We start from the raw sequence: 16,752 nt of genomic DNA, 5'->3' as shown, positions 1-16,752 counted from the left end.
GTAGTCTGCCAATGGTCAGAGTCGATCATCAGCCCAAAAGGACCAGACTGGGAATAGCAATCCGAGCTCTGCTGATATGCTCGCTGGCGCTGCTGCTAAGCGCCTGTGAAAAACAGAGCAGACACAAGCCCCAGTTATGCCTGATCCTCTCCAATGTCAGCAACCCATTTTTTGCCTCAATTCGCGATGCGGCCCGCAAGGAGTCGGCTCGTCACGGCTACCCCATAGATACCTATGACTCAGAAAACTCACTGCAGAAGGAAAATACCCTGATCCAGCAGTGCATCAGCAACAAGGCCGGGGTGATCTTGCTCAATCCGACCGATTCTTTTCACTCAGATAACGCGGTTAAGCTGGCCTCTGAAGCCAAAATACCCGTGATCACCCTGGATCGGGCGATTCGATCGAACCTGGCTGTATCCCATGTCTCCTCAGACAATATTATCGGTGGCCAGATGGCGGCGAACCTCTTAGAGCGCTTCCTGAAAGGCGAGGGGGATATCGGCATGCTGGTCGGGATCCCGGATACGGATACCGCACAGCAGCGGGGTAAGGGATTCATCGAGCAGATAAAAAAAGGCCCCCTAACCTTGGTCGGCAGCGAGGTGGGTAACTTTGACAGGCACCAGGGGAAACTCGCCATGCAGAGGTTGATCAAAAAACATCCTCAGATCAAGGCGGTATTTGCACAAAATGATGAGATGGCATTGGGAGCCCTGCAAGCCCTGCTGGATCATCCGTCTCCGCCGATCGTGATCGGATTTGATGGCAGCAAACGAGCCCTCAGTGCCATTGAGCGGGGTCTTCTGACTGCCACCATAGCCCAGCAACCCGATGAGATGGGATCAACCGCGGTCAAACTGGCCGCACAGTTACTGGAGGGGGACAGGATCCCCCCATCAGTCTCTTCGCCCCTGGCCCAGGTGATCCGAACCAATAAACCCAATTAGCCAGCGCTGCGCCTCATCCAGATTGTGACAGATCACCCTCGCCTGCCCCTTTGGTGCAGATGTGTCGGGGTGTGAAGCCACCAGGATCGCTGGCACTCCGGCATCCCTGGCGGCCCACAGCCCTGTCAGTGAATCCTCCAGGGCAAAGCATTGAGATGGGTGGACCCCAAGGTTCGCACAAGCGAGTTGATAGCTCTCGGGGGAAGGCTTTGGCCCCTGCACATCATCCCGGGTCACCACAGTATCGAACACAGACCACCAGTTGAGATGACTGAGTGTTGAGCTGATCTCGGCACGCGTTGACCCTGTCACCAAAGACAAAGACAAAGAGCTGTACTGCTGCATACTACGGATAAATCTTTCTGCCCCCTGTTTGAGCGGCAATGGCTGCCCGGAGGTGAGAGCCTGGTAGTGGTTGGCACGCAGCTGGTTAAGATCCCCAGGGGATATAGCCAGCCGATACTCAGCCACCAGCCTTTCGCAAGCCCCCTCAAAAGATAATCCACGACATAGGGTGAGTAACGCCTCCGAGCCACCCCATGCAGTGAAAGGCGCCAGGCTCTGCTGCCATGCTTGCAGGTGCAGGGACTCTGAGTCGACCAGAGTGCCATCGAAATCACACAGCAGGTAGCAGGGATCAGATCTTTCCTTCACTACCACACATCCGGATCTTTTGCTCCACAACCTCCTTCATCGCCGCCTTTCCCGGAGCGATATAGCGACGCGGATCATTGGCATCCGGGTGACCGGTGAAATACTGCTTCACCGCATCAGCAAAGGCGATCTTCAGCTCGGTGGCGACATTCACCTTGCAGATCCCAAGCTCGATCGCACGATGCACCATGGACTCAGGTACCCCGGAGGCCCCATGCAGAACCAAAGGCAATTCGAGACGCTCACGGATCTCGGCCAATCTCGCAAAATCCAGATCCGGCTCCTCACGATAGAGTCCATGTGCCGTGCCGATCGCCACGGCCAGAGAGTCGATCCCGGTTCGACTCACAAATTCCAGGGCCGCATCGGGATCGGTCAGCAGGCTGTCTTTGCTATCAACGATCAGATCATCCTCCTGCCCACCGAGGCGCCCAAGCTCCGCCTCAACACTGGCATCATAACGCTGGCAAAAATCAACCACCCGGGAGACCAGGGCGATATTCTCGGCAAACGGATGGTGAGATCCATCGATCATCACTGAGCGGATCCCGGCCTCAACTCTAGAGTAGATGAGCGGCTCATATTCATGATGATCCAGGTGAAGCACCAGCGGGATCCTGTGCTTGTGTGCCGCCTCCCTGCAAATAGAGATCAAATAATCACTACCCGCATAATCAAAGGTACCCGGAGTTCCGGCCAGGATCACCGGTGACCCCAGCTCAGAGGCAGTTTCAACCACCACCTGCACCGTCTCCAGATTATGAATATTGAATGCGGGAACCGCATACCCTTCCCTCTGGGCCCGCTTAAGCATCTCTCGCGATGAGATCAGATACATGGCTCAACCTCCTGCTGTTTGCTATACACACTCATGCCTCTCACCCAGGTCTGTCTAATCTCTCCTTGCGGAGTCATGGCAACCATGGAGGCAAACTTACCCACCTCGAGGGAGCCCAGCTCATCCTCGATACCCAACAGCCGGGCCGGAGTCAGGGAAGCACTTCGCCAGGCGGTTTCCAGGGAAAGTTGCAGCCAGTTTTGGATATTCTCAACCCCCAGCTTAATGCGCAGGGTACTCCCGGCCAACCCGCCATCATGAGTGCGCACCACCCCCTGTTTGACAACGACCGGATATTCACCCAGCTGATAATCACCATCTTCAAGGCCGGTGGCCTGCATCGAATCACTGATGAGCAGCAATCGCTCACTGCCACAACAGCGATAGGCCAGCTCGATCGCTTTAGGATGCAGATGATGCCCATCAGCAATCACCTCAATAAAAGCGCTCGGGTGCAGCAATCCGGCACCCACGACTCCGGGATCTCTGTGATGAATCCCTCGCATGCCGTTAAAACAGTGCACCAGACCATCGGCCCCAAGCTCCAGAGCCTGATGGGTCAGATCAAAGCCAGCATCCGAATGACCCAGCATCACCCGAACACCTCTGGATTTAAGGAGCTCGATGGCAGCCAATCCTCCCTGACGCTCCGGAGCCAGGGCCACCAGCTTGAGAGCCTCCCCCGCCAATTCCAGGTAATGAGCCAGCAGCTCAGGATCCGGATCTTTGAGATATTCAGGTGGGTGTGCACCTCGCTGAGCACAGGAGAGAAACGGCCCCTCCAGATAAGCTCCCAGCAACTCGGCGCCGCCAAGTCCGCGCTGATAGCTATGCTTGAGCTCGGTCAAAGCGGCCTCAACCTTAGGCCGGGGCGCCGTGACCGTGGCACCGATAAATCCCGTAACGCCCTGGGATGCCAGATAGTCCGAGATGGTTTGCAAACTCTCGGGGGCCGCGTCCATCACATCGCAGCCCATGGCACCATGCAGATGAGTATCGATCAGTCCCGGCAGCAGCCAGAGCTCCTCCCGGGGCGGCCGGATATCACGAGCAATGCCGGTTATCTTGCCCTTCCCATCGACCCTGAGTCCGGCATTTTCAATCCAGCCATCCGGAGTTAGCAACCTGCTGGCCGAGATTAAAGAATCAGATCCCATCCGTTACATCCTCGGGCTGTGACATGGTTTGCTGCTGATGGAAGTAGCTGGTGATACCACGTAAACCAGACTCAACCGCCTGCTCACGAAACTCATTGAGCGACAACTCATCACGCTCCAGCAGCATCTCGGTCAGAAGTTGCAGGTTAGTTCCTGTCACTACCTCAATATTGGGACTCTCAAGGGTCAGCAGACTTGCGGTGCGAAAGGGTGTCCCGCCAAGAATATCGGTGAGAAATACCACACCCTCGCCGCTATCGAGCTCAGTGATCGCCTCCCGCATCTCCTGCTCCAACTGCTCTGAACTCTTACTCTCGGGAAAGTCGATAGCCCGAAACTGTGGGTGCTCACCGGTGATCTGCAACAGAGCCTGAGTCAGGCCACTGGCAAAATGGCCATGGCCGGTTAAAACAACTGAAATCATCCTAAAACCTCATCTTCATCGGGTTACAACACGCCGCTTAAGCGACCCGCAATACCGATCACCACAGTGATCCCAATCAGCTTCACCGGGGAAAAGCCCCGCTTCATCAACCAGTAGACACCAAAGGTAAATAGCAGTGGCAACAGATTCGGCATCAGCTTGTCCAGTACCCCGGTCTGTAGTGGCACCCTGGCCTTGCCCGCCTCAATGATCAGCGGCGTCGATAGGTGAACATAGGAGGCGATAAGCGCCCCTATCACTGTCATGCCGACAATGGAGGCTGCATGGGAGATCTTCTTGGTATTCTCCTTAAGGGCGGCTACCGCCCCAAGGCCAGTTTTATAGCCATAGTGAGCCAGCCCGAAGCGAAGACCAAAATGCACCGAATTGAACAGCAGCAGGAACACGATCGGCCCAAAGATACTGCCCTGCATCGCCAGCGCCGCACCAATGCCGGCACAGATGGGGAGCAGAGTCAGCCAGAACAAAGCATCACCTATTCCCCCCAGGGGGCCCATCAGGGCAACCTTGATCGAGCGAATCGTCGAGATCCGCTCCTTGCCCTGCTCCATCGCCAACACTAATCCGGCAAGCAGGCTGACATCAAAGGGATGCACATTGATAAACTCCATATGCATCTTCATCGAATTACTCAGATCCTGCTTATTTCGATGGATCTTTCGAAGCCCCGGGATCAATCCATACAGCCAGCCCCCGCCTGCATCCTCTCATAGTTAAAGGAGGCCTGGAGCAGCAGGGTGCGCAGCGCCATGATATTGATATCGCGTCGTGTCAGGTCTGCCGCCTGCTCCTGGTCCTGATATTCATCTACCTCGACCTGAGAGGTTTCGAGTGCCTGCTCCATCCGGCGCAGCGCCTTCTCTTCCCCCAGTAATACGTCCACATCAGATGCCATCTTGAGCCTCCTGCTGCTGATTATTGTTATTGTCACCGCTGCGACTGGTGTTGAAGTAGTCCACCAGCGCAATCCCAAGCGCAACCAGGGCTACCGCAATGATCGGCAGCTTGAGGTAGGTCACTGCGATGAAACCGAAGATAAAATAGGCGATATAGTTCTTCTTAAGCATGATCTTCATCAGTAGCGCAAAGCCGATGGCAGGCATCATGCCGCCCGCAACACTCAGGCCCCCAAGCAGCCAGGAAGGTGCTTCCTGAACAATGGCTCCTGCCGCCGAGGCCCCGTAATAGATAGGCAAAAACGAGATAATGAAATAAAAGCAGAATAAGATCAGCGGACCCGAGTAGTTCACCAACTCAATTCCACGCCAGTTGCCCTGAGCCACCATCTTGTCGCACTTGTGCATCACCGGCGAGTAAGCGGTAAACAGCAGGGTGATACAGCCCTGCACCGCTATGGCAAAAGGCATGGCAACACCGATCGCCACCTTGGGATCCGACTTGGTTAAAATCGCAAACGCCGTCCCGATCACTCCCCCAATCACCACGTTAGGTGGCTGAGCTCCCGCCAGGGGCACCATCCCCATCCACACCAACTCCAGGGAGCCACCGACAATCAGACCGGTCTTCAAGTCCCCGAGAATCAAACCCACCACAGCTCCGGCGACCACAGGACGATGGATGTGGGTCAGCCCGTCAAAGAGATCAATCCCGGCTATTCCGGCAAAGATCCCTATCAGTATCGCTTCGACTAGCATGGGATCGCCTCCCTGCTGAGCAGGTTCTGCATATCCGTTCCTGATTCTGTCGGGACACCTCTTTGCTCACAGTAAACCCCCTGCTCCCACAACTGGCGGAAGGTATCGACATCATCTCCATCCACCGAAACCGTCTTATGAACCTGGGTCTTACCCTCGCTAAAATGCATGTTCCCGACATTGACCTTGCTGATCGGAACCCCGCCCCTGACCAGGGTCAATACATCCTGAGGCGTCTCACAGACGATCAGTATCTTCTGCCTGTCGGCAGCCTTGTGGATCACATCTATGGTTTTTTGCAAACTAAAGTAACGGGTCTGAACCCCTTCTGAAACCACCATATCCATCAGGTTCTGGCGAACCGTGTCACCGGCCACCGCATCATTCGCGACCAACACCAGGTTAGCCCCCAGACTATTGGTCCAGGTCACCCCAACCTGACCATGAACCAGACGATTATCGATACGAGTCAGTAAGATATTAGGCATAGTTTGTTTCCCTTTACGCGATATATGGATAGATAGTGACGCCCTGCACCACGCGATTGACCTCTCCGGTCGGGCAGGGATTGTCCGGGGTTAACCCCAGCGCTAAAGATTTTTCGAAGGCAAGCATCTGTGCAAACAGAATATAGGGGAATATCAGCCAGCCATCCCTGAGCTGTGGACACTCCAGGCTCAGGCAGTGACTCCCCAGAGGATCGGCACCACACAGGGCGATCACCTGCATCGCCAGATCATCATCATGCAACTCAGAAAACAGATCCCTGTCATAACGGCGAGTCTGCTGATCCGCAGACGCAAAGAGTATCGCCACCCCATCGGACCCCAAAGCAAACTTAGGGCCGTGGCGAAAGCCAAGCGTCGAATCATGACGGGTCATCACCTGACCGGCACTAAGCTCCAACATCTTGAGTGAAGCCTCCTCGGCAAGCCCCTGCAGGGGGCCTGAGCCAAGGTAGATAAGGCGCTTGAAATCTTTGCTCGCCAGTTCCCTGACCGCTTGCTGCCACTCCAGCAGTTTTTGCTCACAGATCTCAGCCACAGCCGACAGCTCAGAAGCGCTTTGGCTGACATCTCCCCCATCAAGTAACAGCAGGGCAGCAACCAGCATGCAGCTGAAGCTGGAGGTCATGGCAAAGCTCTTATCGTTTGAGCCATCGGGCATTAACACCCGGCAGGCATTAGCGCTTCGCTCAGCATAGTTGGACAGCTCACCTTGCGGATTACAGGTCAGAACCAGGTGATGGCAGCCATCCAGTAACTGATCGGCCAGAGCGACTGCCGCCACGCTTTCGGGGCTATTCCCTGAGCGGGCAAAAGAGACCAGCAGTGTTGGCCGCTCGCAGCTCAGGTATTGAGAAGGATTTGCCACAATATCTGTGGTCGCAATCGCCTCAACCTGAAGCTTACTGTTTTGGTTTAGCCAGGGAGCCAGGGCTCGGCCGGCAAAGGCGGAGGTGCCGGCTCCGGTCAGGATCACCCTCAGTTGATCGTGCTGCAAAACGGGCCTTAGAAACGCCTCTATATCACGGTTTTCGGCTAAGTCCCTGGCCAGTTGACGCCATAGTTCGGGTTGCTGGGAGATCTCTGTGGCGGTATGGATTGCCCCGTGATTCTCCAGCCACTGCCTGCTATATCCTAATAATTCACTCATGCTACCTCTCCTTGAAAACAGGCCAGCTGATAGGGCATAAGCGCCTCCATCACCTTATGAATCACCAACTCTCTGGGCTCGGCTGTAAGCTCTCCCCTCTGAATTGCCTGGAGCTGCTGCGGCAAGTACTGGCTTAACAGGGTCAGAGGAGGCTGATGCTGTGTAAGATTTTCGAACAGCCGCTGCTGGACTCTTTGAACCTCAGGATGCCCCCAGTAGTAGCGGATCCGATCACTCAGGCTATATCGGCGATCCAGCTGCTCCTGCTCCGCTCCCCCCCTGTAGTAGCTCTGCCAATAACCCGGCTCTTCACACATCACCCGCTCCAGGGTTTGCTTAAGTCCCGATGCCTGATTCCCCAGGAGCTCCTGCTCAATCGAATCCAGAGCAAACAGGGCCTCACGGAGTGCAAAGGTCAGCGCCGGACCAACCTTGAGGATCGCGAAGTGATCCCGAACCAGCTGACGATAGGCCCGGGGTGACTGATAGTCGGTGGAGTGCGCCTCATAGACCAGGTGAGAATAACGTCCAATCTGCCGAGCCAATGGCTGTGCGGCCTGTGGCTGGTAGGCAATGACCTTGTGGTGATCAAATTCAACCCCGGGCTGAACCACCAGAGCGATCACTCTTGGCCAGGTCACATCCAACCCCGCCGCAGCAAAGGCGCTTTGATGCAAATCTATGGTCGCCGCAGCAGCCTGTGCCCCGGTCACTTCCAAAGTCCCATCCAGGCTTTCATCCGCTCCCCCCGGAACAGGTACTTCGGTACCTATCACATACACAGGTGCCTCTCCGCCACAGCGCTGCCAAGTATCTTCAGCTACCCGGCATAGACGAGCTGCCCGCCGTGCCATCACCTGATCACTCAACCGCTCCGGGTCATCGGCACATCGAAATGAGCAATCCAGGTGGATCTTACGAAAACCAGCCTCGATATAGCTTTCAATCAACTGCTCAGAGCGTTGCATCGCCTCTTTGGCATCAAGATGCGTCCAGCAGTTAGGTCCCAGGTGGTCGCCACCTAACAGTAAATGTTGACGAGGCAGCTGGTAGCGTTCGGCCAGAGCCGAGACCTGCCGATAAAAATCATCCGGAGTGAGCCCCGTATAGCCCCCCTCTTGATTCACCTGGTTTGAGGTTGCCTCAATAAGAACCGGGGTATTCTCCCTAGCTCCAAGACGAATCGCAGCCTCCAGAACCAGAGGATGGGCCGAGCAAACAGAATAGATACCTATGGGATCGCCCGCCTTGTGACGGCGGAGGATCTTCAACAATGACTGCATACCTGCTCTCCATGCAGGCACATGAAAGAGAGTGCGGATTAGTCCTGATCGGCGATCAGGACCTCGACTCCCATTTGTGTTAGCGCCTGCAGATATAATTGAGGGATCTGATTATCTGTAATCAGCTTATCTATCTGCCCTGCTTCGCGAATCATGCAAAAACTCTTGCGACCAAACTTGCTGGAGTCGGTCACCGCGATCACTTCGCTGGCGACCTCACACATCACCCGATTTAAGCCAGCCTCCCCCTGATGAGGCGTGGTGATCCCAGCCTTGAGATCAAAGCCGTCAACACCTAAAAAAAGCTTATCAAATCGGTAGTTACGAAGGTTCTGCTCTGCCGCAGGGCCATAAAGCGAATAGGAGTTATGTCGTAAGGAGCCTCCGGCGACCATCACCTCAAGACTATCCAGTCCAGCCAACTCATAAGCCACACCCAGAGAGTTGGTCATCACCACCAGCTCCCGTTTATCCGCCAGATAATGGGTCATATGAGATGTGGTGGTGCCTGAGTCGATAATCAGAGAGTCACCATCCTCAATCAGACTGGCAGCACAAGCCGCAATCATCATCTTCTGATCCCGATTCAGTCGTCCCTTATCCCGCAGGGGACGATCGAAAGCAAAGTGATGATTGATCATGGCGCCACCATAGCTACGCACCAGGCAACCGCGCTTTTCCAAGTAGCTAAGATCATTACGAATCGTCACGCTGGAGACTGAAAACTGCCGGGAAAGATCTTCGACCCGCACCACTCCCTGCTCTAAGATCTGCTCAACGATCTGCTCTCGTCTTTCAACTGTATTTGCCATCTTTGCTACCTTTCAGTTCCTTACGAAAGAAGCATAAAACCATTTCGCTTTCTTTCGGTGCCCATTCAAACATCGCAGAAGAACCCAAAATGAGATCCACCGCACACAGTCATCAGTGCTAAAAATAGCGATTTTTTCTTTCGTTTGCCCATAAAACGAAAGGTTTCGTAAATCACTAACCAGTAGACGATCGGCCAGGCTCGCCCGGGATCTGCACTCCCGAACCTAACAAGCATGCGACAATCGAAAATGAAAGCTCCCCTTAACCGGGGCTGAGTTTCAATACCAGGGGGTGACAAAGATCACGTTTCAGAATGTTATGCTTATATTTTCATCTTTCTTCCCATCAGTTTTCGACGCCAACGTTCATCTATACTCAGGGAATAACCCGCTCAGGTTGAGAGCAAAATGTACCGACTCATCTATAAAAGCAGCAGTGTAGCCCCCATCACCTGGGAGCTGGTTCGGGAGATCATGCGCGCCAGCAAAGAGCGCAACAAACAGGAGGGAATTACCGGAGCACTTCTGGCGACCGAGAAGCATTTTTTACAGGTGATAGAAGGGAACTTTGAGAGTGTGAACCGATTATTTATGAGAATTGTTAAAGACCCACGTCATGACGAGATCCATCTCATCGCCTTTCACACCATTGATGCCCGCCTGTTTGAACACTGGGGTATGCGTGGCATCGGGGTGTTTGATCTGGATGAAAAACTGGATAGGCAGCTTAAGTCCAAGTACGGTGAAGATTACGGAGAACTGCACTTCCCTCTGGAGGAGTGGATGGTGCTCTCACTGTTTCATGATATCGAGATGGATGATGAACTTCCCGAATGGAAGCGCTGATCACTCGTCGTTAGGGGTGATCAGCCTCAGCGGCGAAGCCACATAAGACTTAACCCGCTTACCTTTAAGCAGATCGACGGCCAGCTGTACTCCGATCTCCCCCATTTTCTCGGGCTGCTGGGCCACGGTCGCAGCCAGCTCACCTCTCCTTTATGACGGTCGAAATCACCCACAGCGGTGCCAACCAACTGCAGGGGACTGGCCTTAATAAATAGCTCAAACCCCTTACCACGCTGCTGAGCCGCAGAGCTTTCGGGGATCCCAATCAGCATCCCCACTTTGTTACTCAGTCCCTTAAGCCTGGCATTCAGATACTCCCCGACCATTCTTCCACCAGCCAGATTATCCGAGGATACGTGAGATTTAACTCTCCCGGAGCCCACGCTGCGATCCAGGGTGATCACCGGAATATCGGCACGGTTTGCGATATCAAGAGACTTTGATGACCCTTCAGAATCCGTTGGATTAAGTAAGATCACGCTCGCCAGGTTATCGACACTGCTGTAAACCAGATGACGCTCTTTTTCCAGAGAGTTAGCTGAACCATAGACTTTCAGGATGATCCCCTGACGCCTGGCCTCCTCTATCGCACCATCACGCATGCTCAGGAAAAAAGGGTTATCCAGAGTGGAGAGAATGAGATGAATCTCATCGGGCTTGTCACGCTTCTGATCACAGGAGCTGAGCAACAAAACCAGCAGAGGCAGGCAGATCAAAAGCAGCCAGCGCAGGGCACTGCTGTTGTTGTGAACAAATTCAGGGGTTGGGCTGAGCATCTTTAGTCTCCCGCAACACAGGGAATACTCCGTCACCTTTAAGTGTAGGCGGGAAGGGGCTTGCGAGCATGGACTGCAGGAGCTATCAGGAAAAGTGAGGCTGTAGATACAAAAAAACCGGCCAGAGGCCGGTTCTTGAAATGTGGTCGGTGAAGAGGGATTCGAACCCCCGACCCTCTGGTCCCAAACCAGATGCGCTACCAAACTGCGCTATTCACCGATTTTGGTGCGAAGAGAGGGACTTGAACCCTCACGTCCTTTCGAACACTAGCACCTGAAGCTAGCGCGTCTACCAATTCCGCCACCTTCGCAGGGTGGGGTGGCTAATGGGATTTGAACCCACGACAACCGGAATCACAATCCGGGGCTCTACCAACTGAGCTATAGCCACCATTACTACAAACTGTCCAAGGAAGATAAATCACTGGCGCGCCCGACAGGATTCGAACCTGTGACCTTTGGCTCCGGAGGCCAACGCTCTATCCAGCTGAGCTACGGGCGCCTCCTTAAGGACGAGGCGAATAGTATAGAGTTCACCAAAGGCTGTCCAGAACTTTTTTTCAAAAAATATAATTTTACGGCCAACTGGCCAAAAATGCCCCACGAACTCGCTCTTTTCCTGCTATTCAGCCTCTATCCAGCAAGTGTCGTCAAAATTTAACCACTTTAATCTTGACTTGGAGGTCATACCTCCTAAAATTTAGTGAATGAACATTCATTCACGATCGTAACCATTGAGATGTCCGATAAAAAACAAGCCATCTTTGATGCAACAAAAAAACTGATCGCCCAGCATGGAATCGCCGGACTATCGATGAAAATGGTCGCCAATGCAGCCGGAGTAGCTGCCGGCACCATCTATCGTTATTTCGACAATAAAGATGACCTGCTTCGTTCCCTGCATATTCAGCTTATGCATAACGCAGCAGAAAACCTGCTGCACAATCACGATCCGAAAGCCTCTATGTTTGAGCAGTATAAGCTGTTATGGCTCAACTGTTGTGAACATCTGCTCCAGGATCCGGATCACTTTGCTTATCGGGCCCAGTTTGAGAATTCTCCCTACTTTAATGATGCCAGAGAGCAACAGATACAGGAGGAGATCTTCGCTCCCATTGTCGCACTATACGAGCATGGCGTGGAGTCGAAGGTGTTCAAGCCGCTACCGATTCGGCTATTGGTTGAGCTTAGTCTTGGCTCAGCCGCCAATACAGTAAAACTTCATCATCAGCACGAGCTTGAGCTGACCGAAGAATTAAAACAACAGGTGATCGAGATCACCTGGGAAACCATTTGTAATCGCCACCCCCATACAACTCAGGAGTTAGGATTATGAAAAAGTGGATGGCTATCATGCTGCTTATTATCGTTGTCTTTTTTGGCAGCGTGATCGGGTTTAACCTGTTTAAGCAGCACGAAATTGCCAAGTACCTGGCCAACATGCCGGTCCAAACCGATCCAGTGACAGCCATTACTTTGAAAGAGAGTGACTGGAAACCTACCATTGATGCGATCGGTTTTATCCAACCGAATCAGGGGTGGATGTCAGCAACGAGGTTGCAGGCAAGGTAACCCATATCCTGTTTAAGTCGGGCCAGCTGGTTCAAAAAGGTCAACTACTGATCAAGCTGGACTCTTCGATTCAGGAGGGTAACCTGCAGAGTGCCCAGGGCAAGCTTCCTGCAACCAAGGCTAACTATCAGCGGATGCAGCGCCTGTACCGTAAGGGCTCCGTCTCTCAAAACGATCTGGATCAGGCGAAGTCCGATTACGAGTCTTTGCTGGGAACCATCGAATCATACAAGGCCGAAGTTGCTCAGCGTAATATTCGCGCTCCCTTTGATGGAGTGGTCGGGATCCGTAACGTCTTCCTGGGTGAGTACCTGAGTGCCGGTACCAATATCGTCCGCCTGGAAGATAACAAGATCATGCGCATTAACTTCAGTGTGCCACAAACCGATATCTCCAAAATTCATCTTGACCAGCCACTGCAGGTGACAGTCGATTCCTATCCGAACCACCCGTTTAACGGCACCATCAGTGCTATCGAGCCTGCGGTGAATAAGCAGAGTGGTGTGGTCTCAGTTCAGGCCGGGATCCCCAATACCGATGGCAAACTGGTCTCTGGCATGTTTGCCCAGGTTGCGGTAAAGCTTCCGGTTCTCAAAGATCAGATCCTGGTTCCACAAAATGCGATCAGCTTTAACCTCTATGGACAAACCCTGTTCGTACTCAAAGAGGCCAAGGGTAAGGATGGTAAAGATTATCTGCAAGCACATCAGGTACTGGTGAAGGTTGCCGAGCGTAAGGGCAATGACGCGCGTATTGCCTCAGGCGTCAAGGCTGGAGACATGGTGGTCACCTCGGGCCAGGTTCGCCTGAGTAATGGTAGCCATGTGCGCATCGTCAAAGACGACACTTTGGCAAAACCTGACTCAATTCCGATGCTTTAAGGCGGGAGAGGCTAATGCGTTTTACCGATATTTTTATCAAGCGCCCAATACTGGCGGTTGCGATCAGTGCGCTGATCCTACTGCTGGGGGTGCAGGCGATCACCAAGATGCAGGTGCGCCAGTACCCAAAAATCACCAGTACAGTGGTGACGGTCACCACCAGCTATCCGGGTGCCAGCTCTGAAAACATCCAGGGGCGATCACTCAGCCCCTGGGCCAGGCGGTCGCCCAAGCCGATGGCATCGACTTCATGACCTCGACCAGTGCTCCCGGTGTATCCACCATCACGGCGCAGATGAAGCTCAACACCAACCCGGAAGCAGCTCTGGCCGATGTATTGGCCAAGGTGAACTCGGTTCGTTACAAGCTTCCCGAGGATGCCGAAGATCCAACGGTCAGCATGTCGACCGGTGATACCACCTCGCTGGAGTATATCGCCTTTAGCAGTGATACCCTGAGCTCTCCGGAGATCACCGACTACCTGGAGCGGGTGGTTCAGCCCCAGTTCTATGCAATCGACGGGATTGCCAATGTAAACCTGTTCGGTGGTACCCAGTTTGCCCTGCGGGTCTGGCTGGATCCACAGCGGATGGCTGCTTACAACCTGTCGGCAACCGACGTTCTGAATGTCCTGAAGTCTAATAACTATCAGAGTTCAACGGGTAATATCACAGGCTATTTCACCGTGTATAACGGTGATGCCAAAACCCAGGTAACCAATGCCGATCAGCTGAAGAACCTGATCATAGCAACCCATGATGGCACTGTGGTTCACCTGCGGGATATCGCCAAGGTGACCATGAGTAAGAGTACCGATGATTACCGGGCCCAGGCCGATGGTAAGTCTGCGGTCATCCTGGCGATCGATCCAACACCAACCGCCAACCCGCTGGACATCACAGCTCAGGTGAAAGATTTGCTGCCCACCATTGAGCGCAACCTGCCAAATGCGATCAAAATGCGGGTGATGTATGACTCAACCGAGCAGATCCGCGAATCGATCTTCGAGGTAGAGAAAACCATCTTCGAAGCAGCCCTGGTGGTTCTGGTGGTGATCATGCTGTTTATGGGATCGCCTCGGGCCTCTTTAGTTCCGGTTGTCACCATCCCCCTGTCACTCATCGGGGTGGTGCTGCTGATGCAGGCCTTCGGCTTCTCGATAAACCTGATGACACTGTTGGCCATGGTACTCGCCATCGGTCTGGTGGTGGATGATGCCATCGTTGTAGTTGAAAATATCGACCGACATATAAAGGCGGGAGAATCACCGTTTAGGGCCGCCATCATAGGTACCCGGGAGATCGCGGTTCCGGTCATCTCGATGACCATCACCCTGGCTGCGGTTTATGCTCCGGTTGCCCTGATGGGAGGCCTGACAGGTTCGCTGTTTAAAGAGTTTGCCCTGACTCTGGCGGGTTCGGTTGTGATCTCCGGGGTCATCGCCCTGACCCTGTCACCCATGATGTGCTCCAAACTGTTCCATCAAAATGAAAAGCCGGGACGACTGGAGCGGATCTCCCATGGTCTGCAGGAAAAACTGACCGATAAGTATTCGGCGTTTCTGGCAAAGGTGATGAAACATCGTCCGGTGATCGTGGTGTTCGCCATACTGGTGTTCTGCTCGCTGCCGGTGCTGTTCAAGTTTATCCCATCAGAGCTGGCACCTGCGGAAGATATGGGTGCCTACATGGTAATGGCTAACGCTCCCAACTCGGCGAATCTGGATTATATCCAGGGCAACATGGAAAGAGTGGCGGATGATGCCAAGAAGCATGATGCCGTCGCCAGCGTGATCGCCCTGTCTGGTGTGCCTAGCTCCAACCAGGGTCTTGGGGTCATCGCTCTTAAAACCTGGAGTCAGCGTAAAGAGAGCGAAAAAGAGATGGTCAAGATCACCAATGGACAGCTCAAGGATATACCCGGCATCTCGGCTACTGCCTTCCAGTTCCCGACTCTGCCCGGTGCATCCAGCGGGATGCCGGTTCAGTTTGTGATCTCAACGCCAAACGACTACAAGCCTCTGTTTGAAGTGGCTGCAAACGTCCTGGCCAAGGTCTCCGACAACCATCAATTTGTGTTCGCCGATATGGATCTCAAGTACGATTCCGGAACCATGGAGGTCAACATCAACCGGGACAAGGCCGGTGCTTATGGGGTGACCATGCAGCAGATCGGTACCACCCTGGCTGCCATGATGAGTGATGGTAACGTCAACCGGGTTAACCTGGATGGTCGCAGCTATGATGTGATCCCTCAGGTGATGCGTAAGGATCGCCTCAACCCAAGTTCACTGAGAAATTACTATGTGCAGGCCGCAGATGGGACTCAGATCCCCTGAGCAGCCTGGTCACCATCAAGATGGTTTCCAAGCCACGGGTTCTGACTCAGTTTAACCAGATGAACTCGGCAACCATCTCCGTGGTTCCGGCTCCGGGCACTTCGATCGGTGAAGCGGTCAGCTATTTCAACAACGAGATAGTGCCGACCCTGCCGAAAGGCTACCAGTCCAACTACCTGGGTGAGTCGCGTCAGTATCTGCAGGAGGGCAACAAGCTCTACTTCACCTTTGTGTTCGCCATCATCATCATCTTCCTGGTGCTGGCCGCGCAATTTGAGAGCCTGCGCGATCCTCTGGTAATCCTGGTGTCGGTACCATTGGCCATCAGTGGTGCCTTGATCGCCCTGGCCTGGGGGCTTGCCACCATGAATATCTATACCCAGATAGGCTTGGTCACCCTGGTGGGTCTGATTACCAAACACGGTATTCTGATCTGTGAGGTGGCCAAAGAGGAGCAGATGAAACATGGAATGAGCAAGATCGAGGCTGTGAGCTATGCCGCTCAGCTGAGATTGCGCCCGGTACTAATGACTACAGCGGCGATGATCGCCGGCCTGTTACCTCTGCTATTTGCCAGTGGCGCGGGTGCCGTCAGCCGTTTCGATATCGGCCTGACCATCATCGCCGGTCTTGGAATCGGGACCCTGTTTACCCTGTTCGTTCTGCCGGTGATCTACACCTACCTGGCATCGTCTCATAAACCATTGAAGGAGTTTGATGAAAGCATACCTCCGATGGTGACCGATGCTCGGGATGAGCTGAAACCAAGCAGCTAACCTAAAAGCGGGCTCATTAAGAGCCCGCTTTCTTTTTAATCTGCATAAATTAACCATTCACTCTTGGTTTCTTACACCGTTCCTTTTATAGTCAGCTCGACTCAGTAATAAGG

The 16,752-nt window shown here is 53.7% G+C and carries 15 protein-coding genes, 4 tRNA genes and 2 pseudogenes; 5 read left to right on the top strand and 16 right to left on the bottom strand.

What is annotated here, in order from left to right:
* Window positions 1-11: 11 nt before the first annotated feature.
* Window positions 12-950, top strand: coding sequence for a substrate-binding domain-containing protein (locus tag DB847_RS00510; RefSeq protein WP_108648950.1), 939 nt, complete (start codon window positions 12-14; stop codon window positions 948-950).
* Here the strand turns inward: DB847_RS00510 and DB847_RS00505 are convergent.
* From DB847_RS00505 to agaR, 11 genes are read right to left on the bottom strand one after another with little or no spacing between them, the layout of a single operon-like run.
* Entirely contained in the window at window positions 900-1,604 is a 705-nt protein-coding gene (locus DB847_RS00505; RefSeq protein ID WP_159084297.1) for an HAD family hydrolase, read from the bottom strand. The two genes, DB847_RS00510 and DB847_RS00505, sit on opposite strands and share 51 nt — an antisense overlap.
* A complete protein-coding gene (locus DB847_RS00500) occupies window positions 1,588-2,442 on the bottom strand; it encodes a tagatose bisphosphate family class II aldolase (RefSeq protein ID WP_108648948.1) in 855 nt (284 codons plus the stop codon). Before DB847_RS00500 ends, DB847_RS00505 begins: the two co-directional genes overlap by 17 nt.
* Window positions 2,433-3,599, bottom strand: coding sequence for an N-acetylglucosamine-6-phosphate deacetylase (gene nagA / locus DB847_RS00495; protein ID WP_108648947.1), 1,167 nt, complete (start codon window positions 3,597-3,599; stop codon window positions 2,433-2,435). The genes DB847_RS00500 and nagA overlap by 10 nt, the downstream gene beginning before the upstream one ends.
* Window positions 3,589-4,023 (bottom strand): PTS galactosamine/N-acetylgalactosamine transporter subunit IIA, encoded by a 435-nt coding sequence (agaF, locus tag DB847_RS00490; protein WP_108648946.1) that lies wholly within the window; start codon window positions 4,021-4,023, stop codon window positions 3,589-3,591. Before agaF ends, nagA begins: the two co-directional genes overlap by 11 nt.
* A gap of 23 nt (window positions 4,024-4,046) precedes the next feature.
* Complete coding sequence (locus DB847_RS00485; protein ID WP_234418475.1) at window positions 4,047-4,721, bottom strand: PTS system mannose/fructose/sorbose family transporter subunit IID; 675 nt, start codon at window positions 4,719-4,721, stop codon at window positions 4,047-4,049.
* Window positions 4,718-4,939 carry a PTS system mannose/fructose/sorbose family transporter subunit IID gene (locus DB847_RS25265; RefSeq protein WP_234418474.1) on the bottom strand — a complete coding sequence of 74 codons (222 nt, stop codon included), beginning with the start codon at window positions 4,937-4,939 and terminating at the stop codon, window positions 4,718-4,720. The genes DB847_RS00485 and DB847_RS25265 overlap by 4 nt, the downstream gene beginning before the upstream one ends.
* Window positions 4,929-5,699 carry a PTS N-acetylgalactosamine transporter subunit IIC gene (gene agaW / locus DB847_RS00480; protein WP_108648945.1) on the bottom strand — a complete coding sequence of 257 codons (771 nt, stop codon included), beginning with the start codon at window positions 5,697-5,699 and terminating at the stop codon, window positions 4,929-4,931. Before agaW ends, DB847_RS25265 begins: the two co-directional genes overlap by 11 nt.
* Entirely contained in the window at window positions 5,693-6,187 is a 495-nt protein-coding gene (gene agaV, locus DB847_RS00475) for a PTS N-acetylgalactosamine transporter subunit IIB (RefSeq protein ID WP_108648944.1), read from the bottom strand. The genes agaW and agaV overlap by 7 nt, the downstream gene beginning before the upstream one ends.
* A 13-nt stretch (window positions 6,188-6,200) precedes the next feature.
* On the bottom strand, window positions 6,201-7,355 hold the full coding sequence (locus DB847_RS00470) for an SIS domain-containing protein (RefSeq protein ID WP_108648943.1): 1,155 nt from the start codon (window positions 7,353-7,355) through the stop codon (window positions 6,201-6,203).
* Entirely contained in the window at window positions 7,352-8,638 is a 1,287-nt protein-coding gene (locus tag DB847_RS00465; protein ID WP_108648942.1) for a D-tagatose-bisphosphate aldolase, class II, non-catalytic subunit, read from the bottom strand. The genes DB847_RS00470 and DB847_RS00465 overlap by 4 nt, the downstream gene beginning before the upstream one ends.
* Window positions 8,639-8,676: 38 nt before the next feature.
* Window positions 8,677-9,450, bottom strand: coding sequence for a transcriptional repressor AgaR (agaR, locus tag DB847_RS00460; protein WP_108648941.1), 774 nt, complete (start codon window positions 9,448-9,450; stop codon window positions 8,677-8,679).
* Window positions 9,451-9,858: 408 nt separating this feature from the next.
* On the opposite strand from agaR, the gene DB847_RS00455 reads away from it, so the two are divergent.
* Window positions 9,859-10,296 carry a BLUF domain-containing protein gene (locus DB847_RS00455; protein WP_108648940.1) on the top strand — a complete coding sequence of 146 codons (438 nt, stop codon included), beginning with the start codon at window positions 9,859-9,861 and terminating at the stop codon, window positions 10,294-10,296.
* Window positions 10,297-10,322: 26 nt separating this feature from the next.
* On the opposite strand, the gene DB847_RS00450 is transcribed toward DB847_RS00455, so the two are convergent.
* The 5 genes from DB847_RS00450 to DB847_RS00430 form a co-directional block, all read right to left on the bottom strand.
* Window positions 10,323-11,072, bottom strand: coding sequence for a substrate-binding domain-containing protein (locus DB847_RS00450; RefSeq protein WP_108648939.1), 750 nt, complete (start codon window positions 11,070-11,072; stop codon window positions 10,323-10,325).
* 143 nt (window positions 11,073-11,215) lie between these two features.
* Window positions 11,216-11,292: transfer RNA gene (locus DB847_RS00445), tRNA-Pro, on the bottom strand.
* Between the two features lie 4 nt (window positions 11,293-11,296).
* Window positions 11,297-11,383, bottom strand: a tRNA-Leu gene (locus tag DB847_RS00440).
* Between the two features lie 4 nt (window positions 11,384-11,387).
* Window positions 11,388-11,463 (bottom strand) — tRNA-His (locus DB847_RS00435).
* A gap of 34 nt (window positions 11,464-11,497) precedes the next feature.
* Window positions 11,498-11,574 (bottom strand) — tRNA-Arg (locus DB847_RS00430).
* Between the two features lie 237 nt (window positions 11,575-11,811).
* Between DB847_RS00430 and DB847_RS00425 the strand changes: the two genes are divergently transcribed.
* The 3 genes and pseudogenes from DB847_RS00425 to DB847_RS00415 all read left to right on the top strand — a co-directional run bounded on the left by DB847_RS00425 (window position 11,812) and on the right by DB847_RS00415 (window position 16,639).
* Window positions 11,812-12,408 carry a TetR/AcrR family transcriptional regulator gene (locus DB847_RS00425; RefSeq protein WP_108648938.1) on the top strand — a complete coding sequence of 199 codons (597 nt, stop codon included), beginning with the start codon at window positions 11,812-11,814 and terminating at the stop codon, window positions 12,406-12,408.
* A pseudogene (locus DB847_RS00420) lies at window positions 12,405-13,525 on the top strand (efflux RND transporter periplasmic adaptor subunit). Before DB847_RS00425 ends, DB847_RS00420 begins: the two are co-directional and overlap by 4 nt.
* Before the next feature lie 14 nt (window positions 13,526-13,539).
* Window positions 13,540-16,639 (top strand): annotated as a pseudogene (locus DB847_RS00415) (multidrug efflux RND transporter permease subunit).
* The last annotated feature ends 113 nt before the right edge of the window (window positions 16,640-16,752 follow it).

Source organism: Dongshaea marina (assembly GCF_003072645.1).
In the GTDB taxonomy this organism is placed as follows: Bacteria; Pseudomonadota; Gammaproteobacteria; order Enterobacterales; family Aeromonadaceae; genus Dongshaea; species Dongshaea marina.
Note: the sequence above shows the minus strand (reverse complement) of the source record. Positions and strands in the feature narration are given on the sequence as shown.

What these genes read in the sequence shown, in the direction of transcription:
- DB847_RS00425 (WP_108648938.1), top strand. Translation starts at nt 11,812, where the DNA reads ATGTCCGATAAAAAACAAGCCATCTTTGATGCAACAAAAAAACTGATC.
- DB847_RS00455 (WP_108648940.1), top strand. Translation starts at nt 9,859, where the DNA reads ATGTACCGACTCATCTATAAAAGCAGCAGTGTAGCCCCCATCACCTGG.
- DB847_RS00465 (WP_108648942.1), bottom strand. Translation starts at nt 8,638, where the DNA reads ATGCAGTCATTGTTGAAGATCCTCCGCCGTCACAAGGCGGGCGATCCC.
- agaF (WP_108648946.1), bottom strand. Translation starts at nt 4,023, where the DNA reads ATGATTTCAGTTGTTTTAACCGGCCATGGCCATTTTGCCAGTGGCCTG.
- DB847_RS00470 (WP_108648943.1), bottom strand. Translation starts at nt 7,355, where the DNA reads ATGAGTGAATTATTAGGATATAGCAGGCAGTGGCTGGAGAATCACGGG.
- DB847_RS00510 (WP_108648950.1), top strand. Translation starts at nt 12, where the DNA reads ATGGTCAGAGTCGATCATCAGCCCAAAAGGACCAGACTGGGAATAGCA.
- agaV (WP_108648944.1), bottom strand. Translation starts at nt 6,187, where the DNA reads ATGCCTAATATCTTACTGACTCGTATCGATAATCGTCTGGTTCATGGT.
- agaR (WP_108648941.1), bottom strand. Translation starts at nt 9,450, where the DNA reads ATGGCAAATACAGTTGAAAGACGAGAGCAGATCGTTGAGCAGATCTTA.
- DB847_RS00500 (WP_108648948.1), bottom strand. Translation starts at nt 2,442, where the DNA reads ATGTATCTGATCTCATCGCGAGAGATGCTTAAGCGGGCCCAGAGGGAA.
- DB847_RS25265 (WP_234418474.1), bottom strand. Translation starts at nt 4,939, where the DNA reads ATGGCATCTGATGTGGACGTATTACTGGGGGAAGAGAAGGCGCTGCGC.
- nagA (WP_108648947.1), bottom strand. Translation starts at nt 3,599, where the DNA reads ATGGGATCTGATTCTTTAATCTCGGCCAGCAGGTTGCTAACTCCGGAT.
- DB847_RS00450 (WP_108648939.1), bottom strand. Translation starts at nt 11,072, where the DNA reads ATGCTCAGCCCAACCCCTGAATTTGTTCACAACAACAGCAGTGCCCTG.
- agaW (WP_108648945.1), bottom strand. Translation starts at nt 5,699, where the DNA reads ATGCTAGTCGAAGCGATACTGATAGGGATCTTTGCCGGAATAGCCGGG.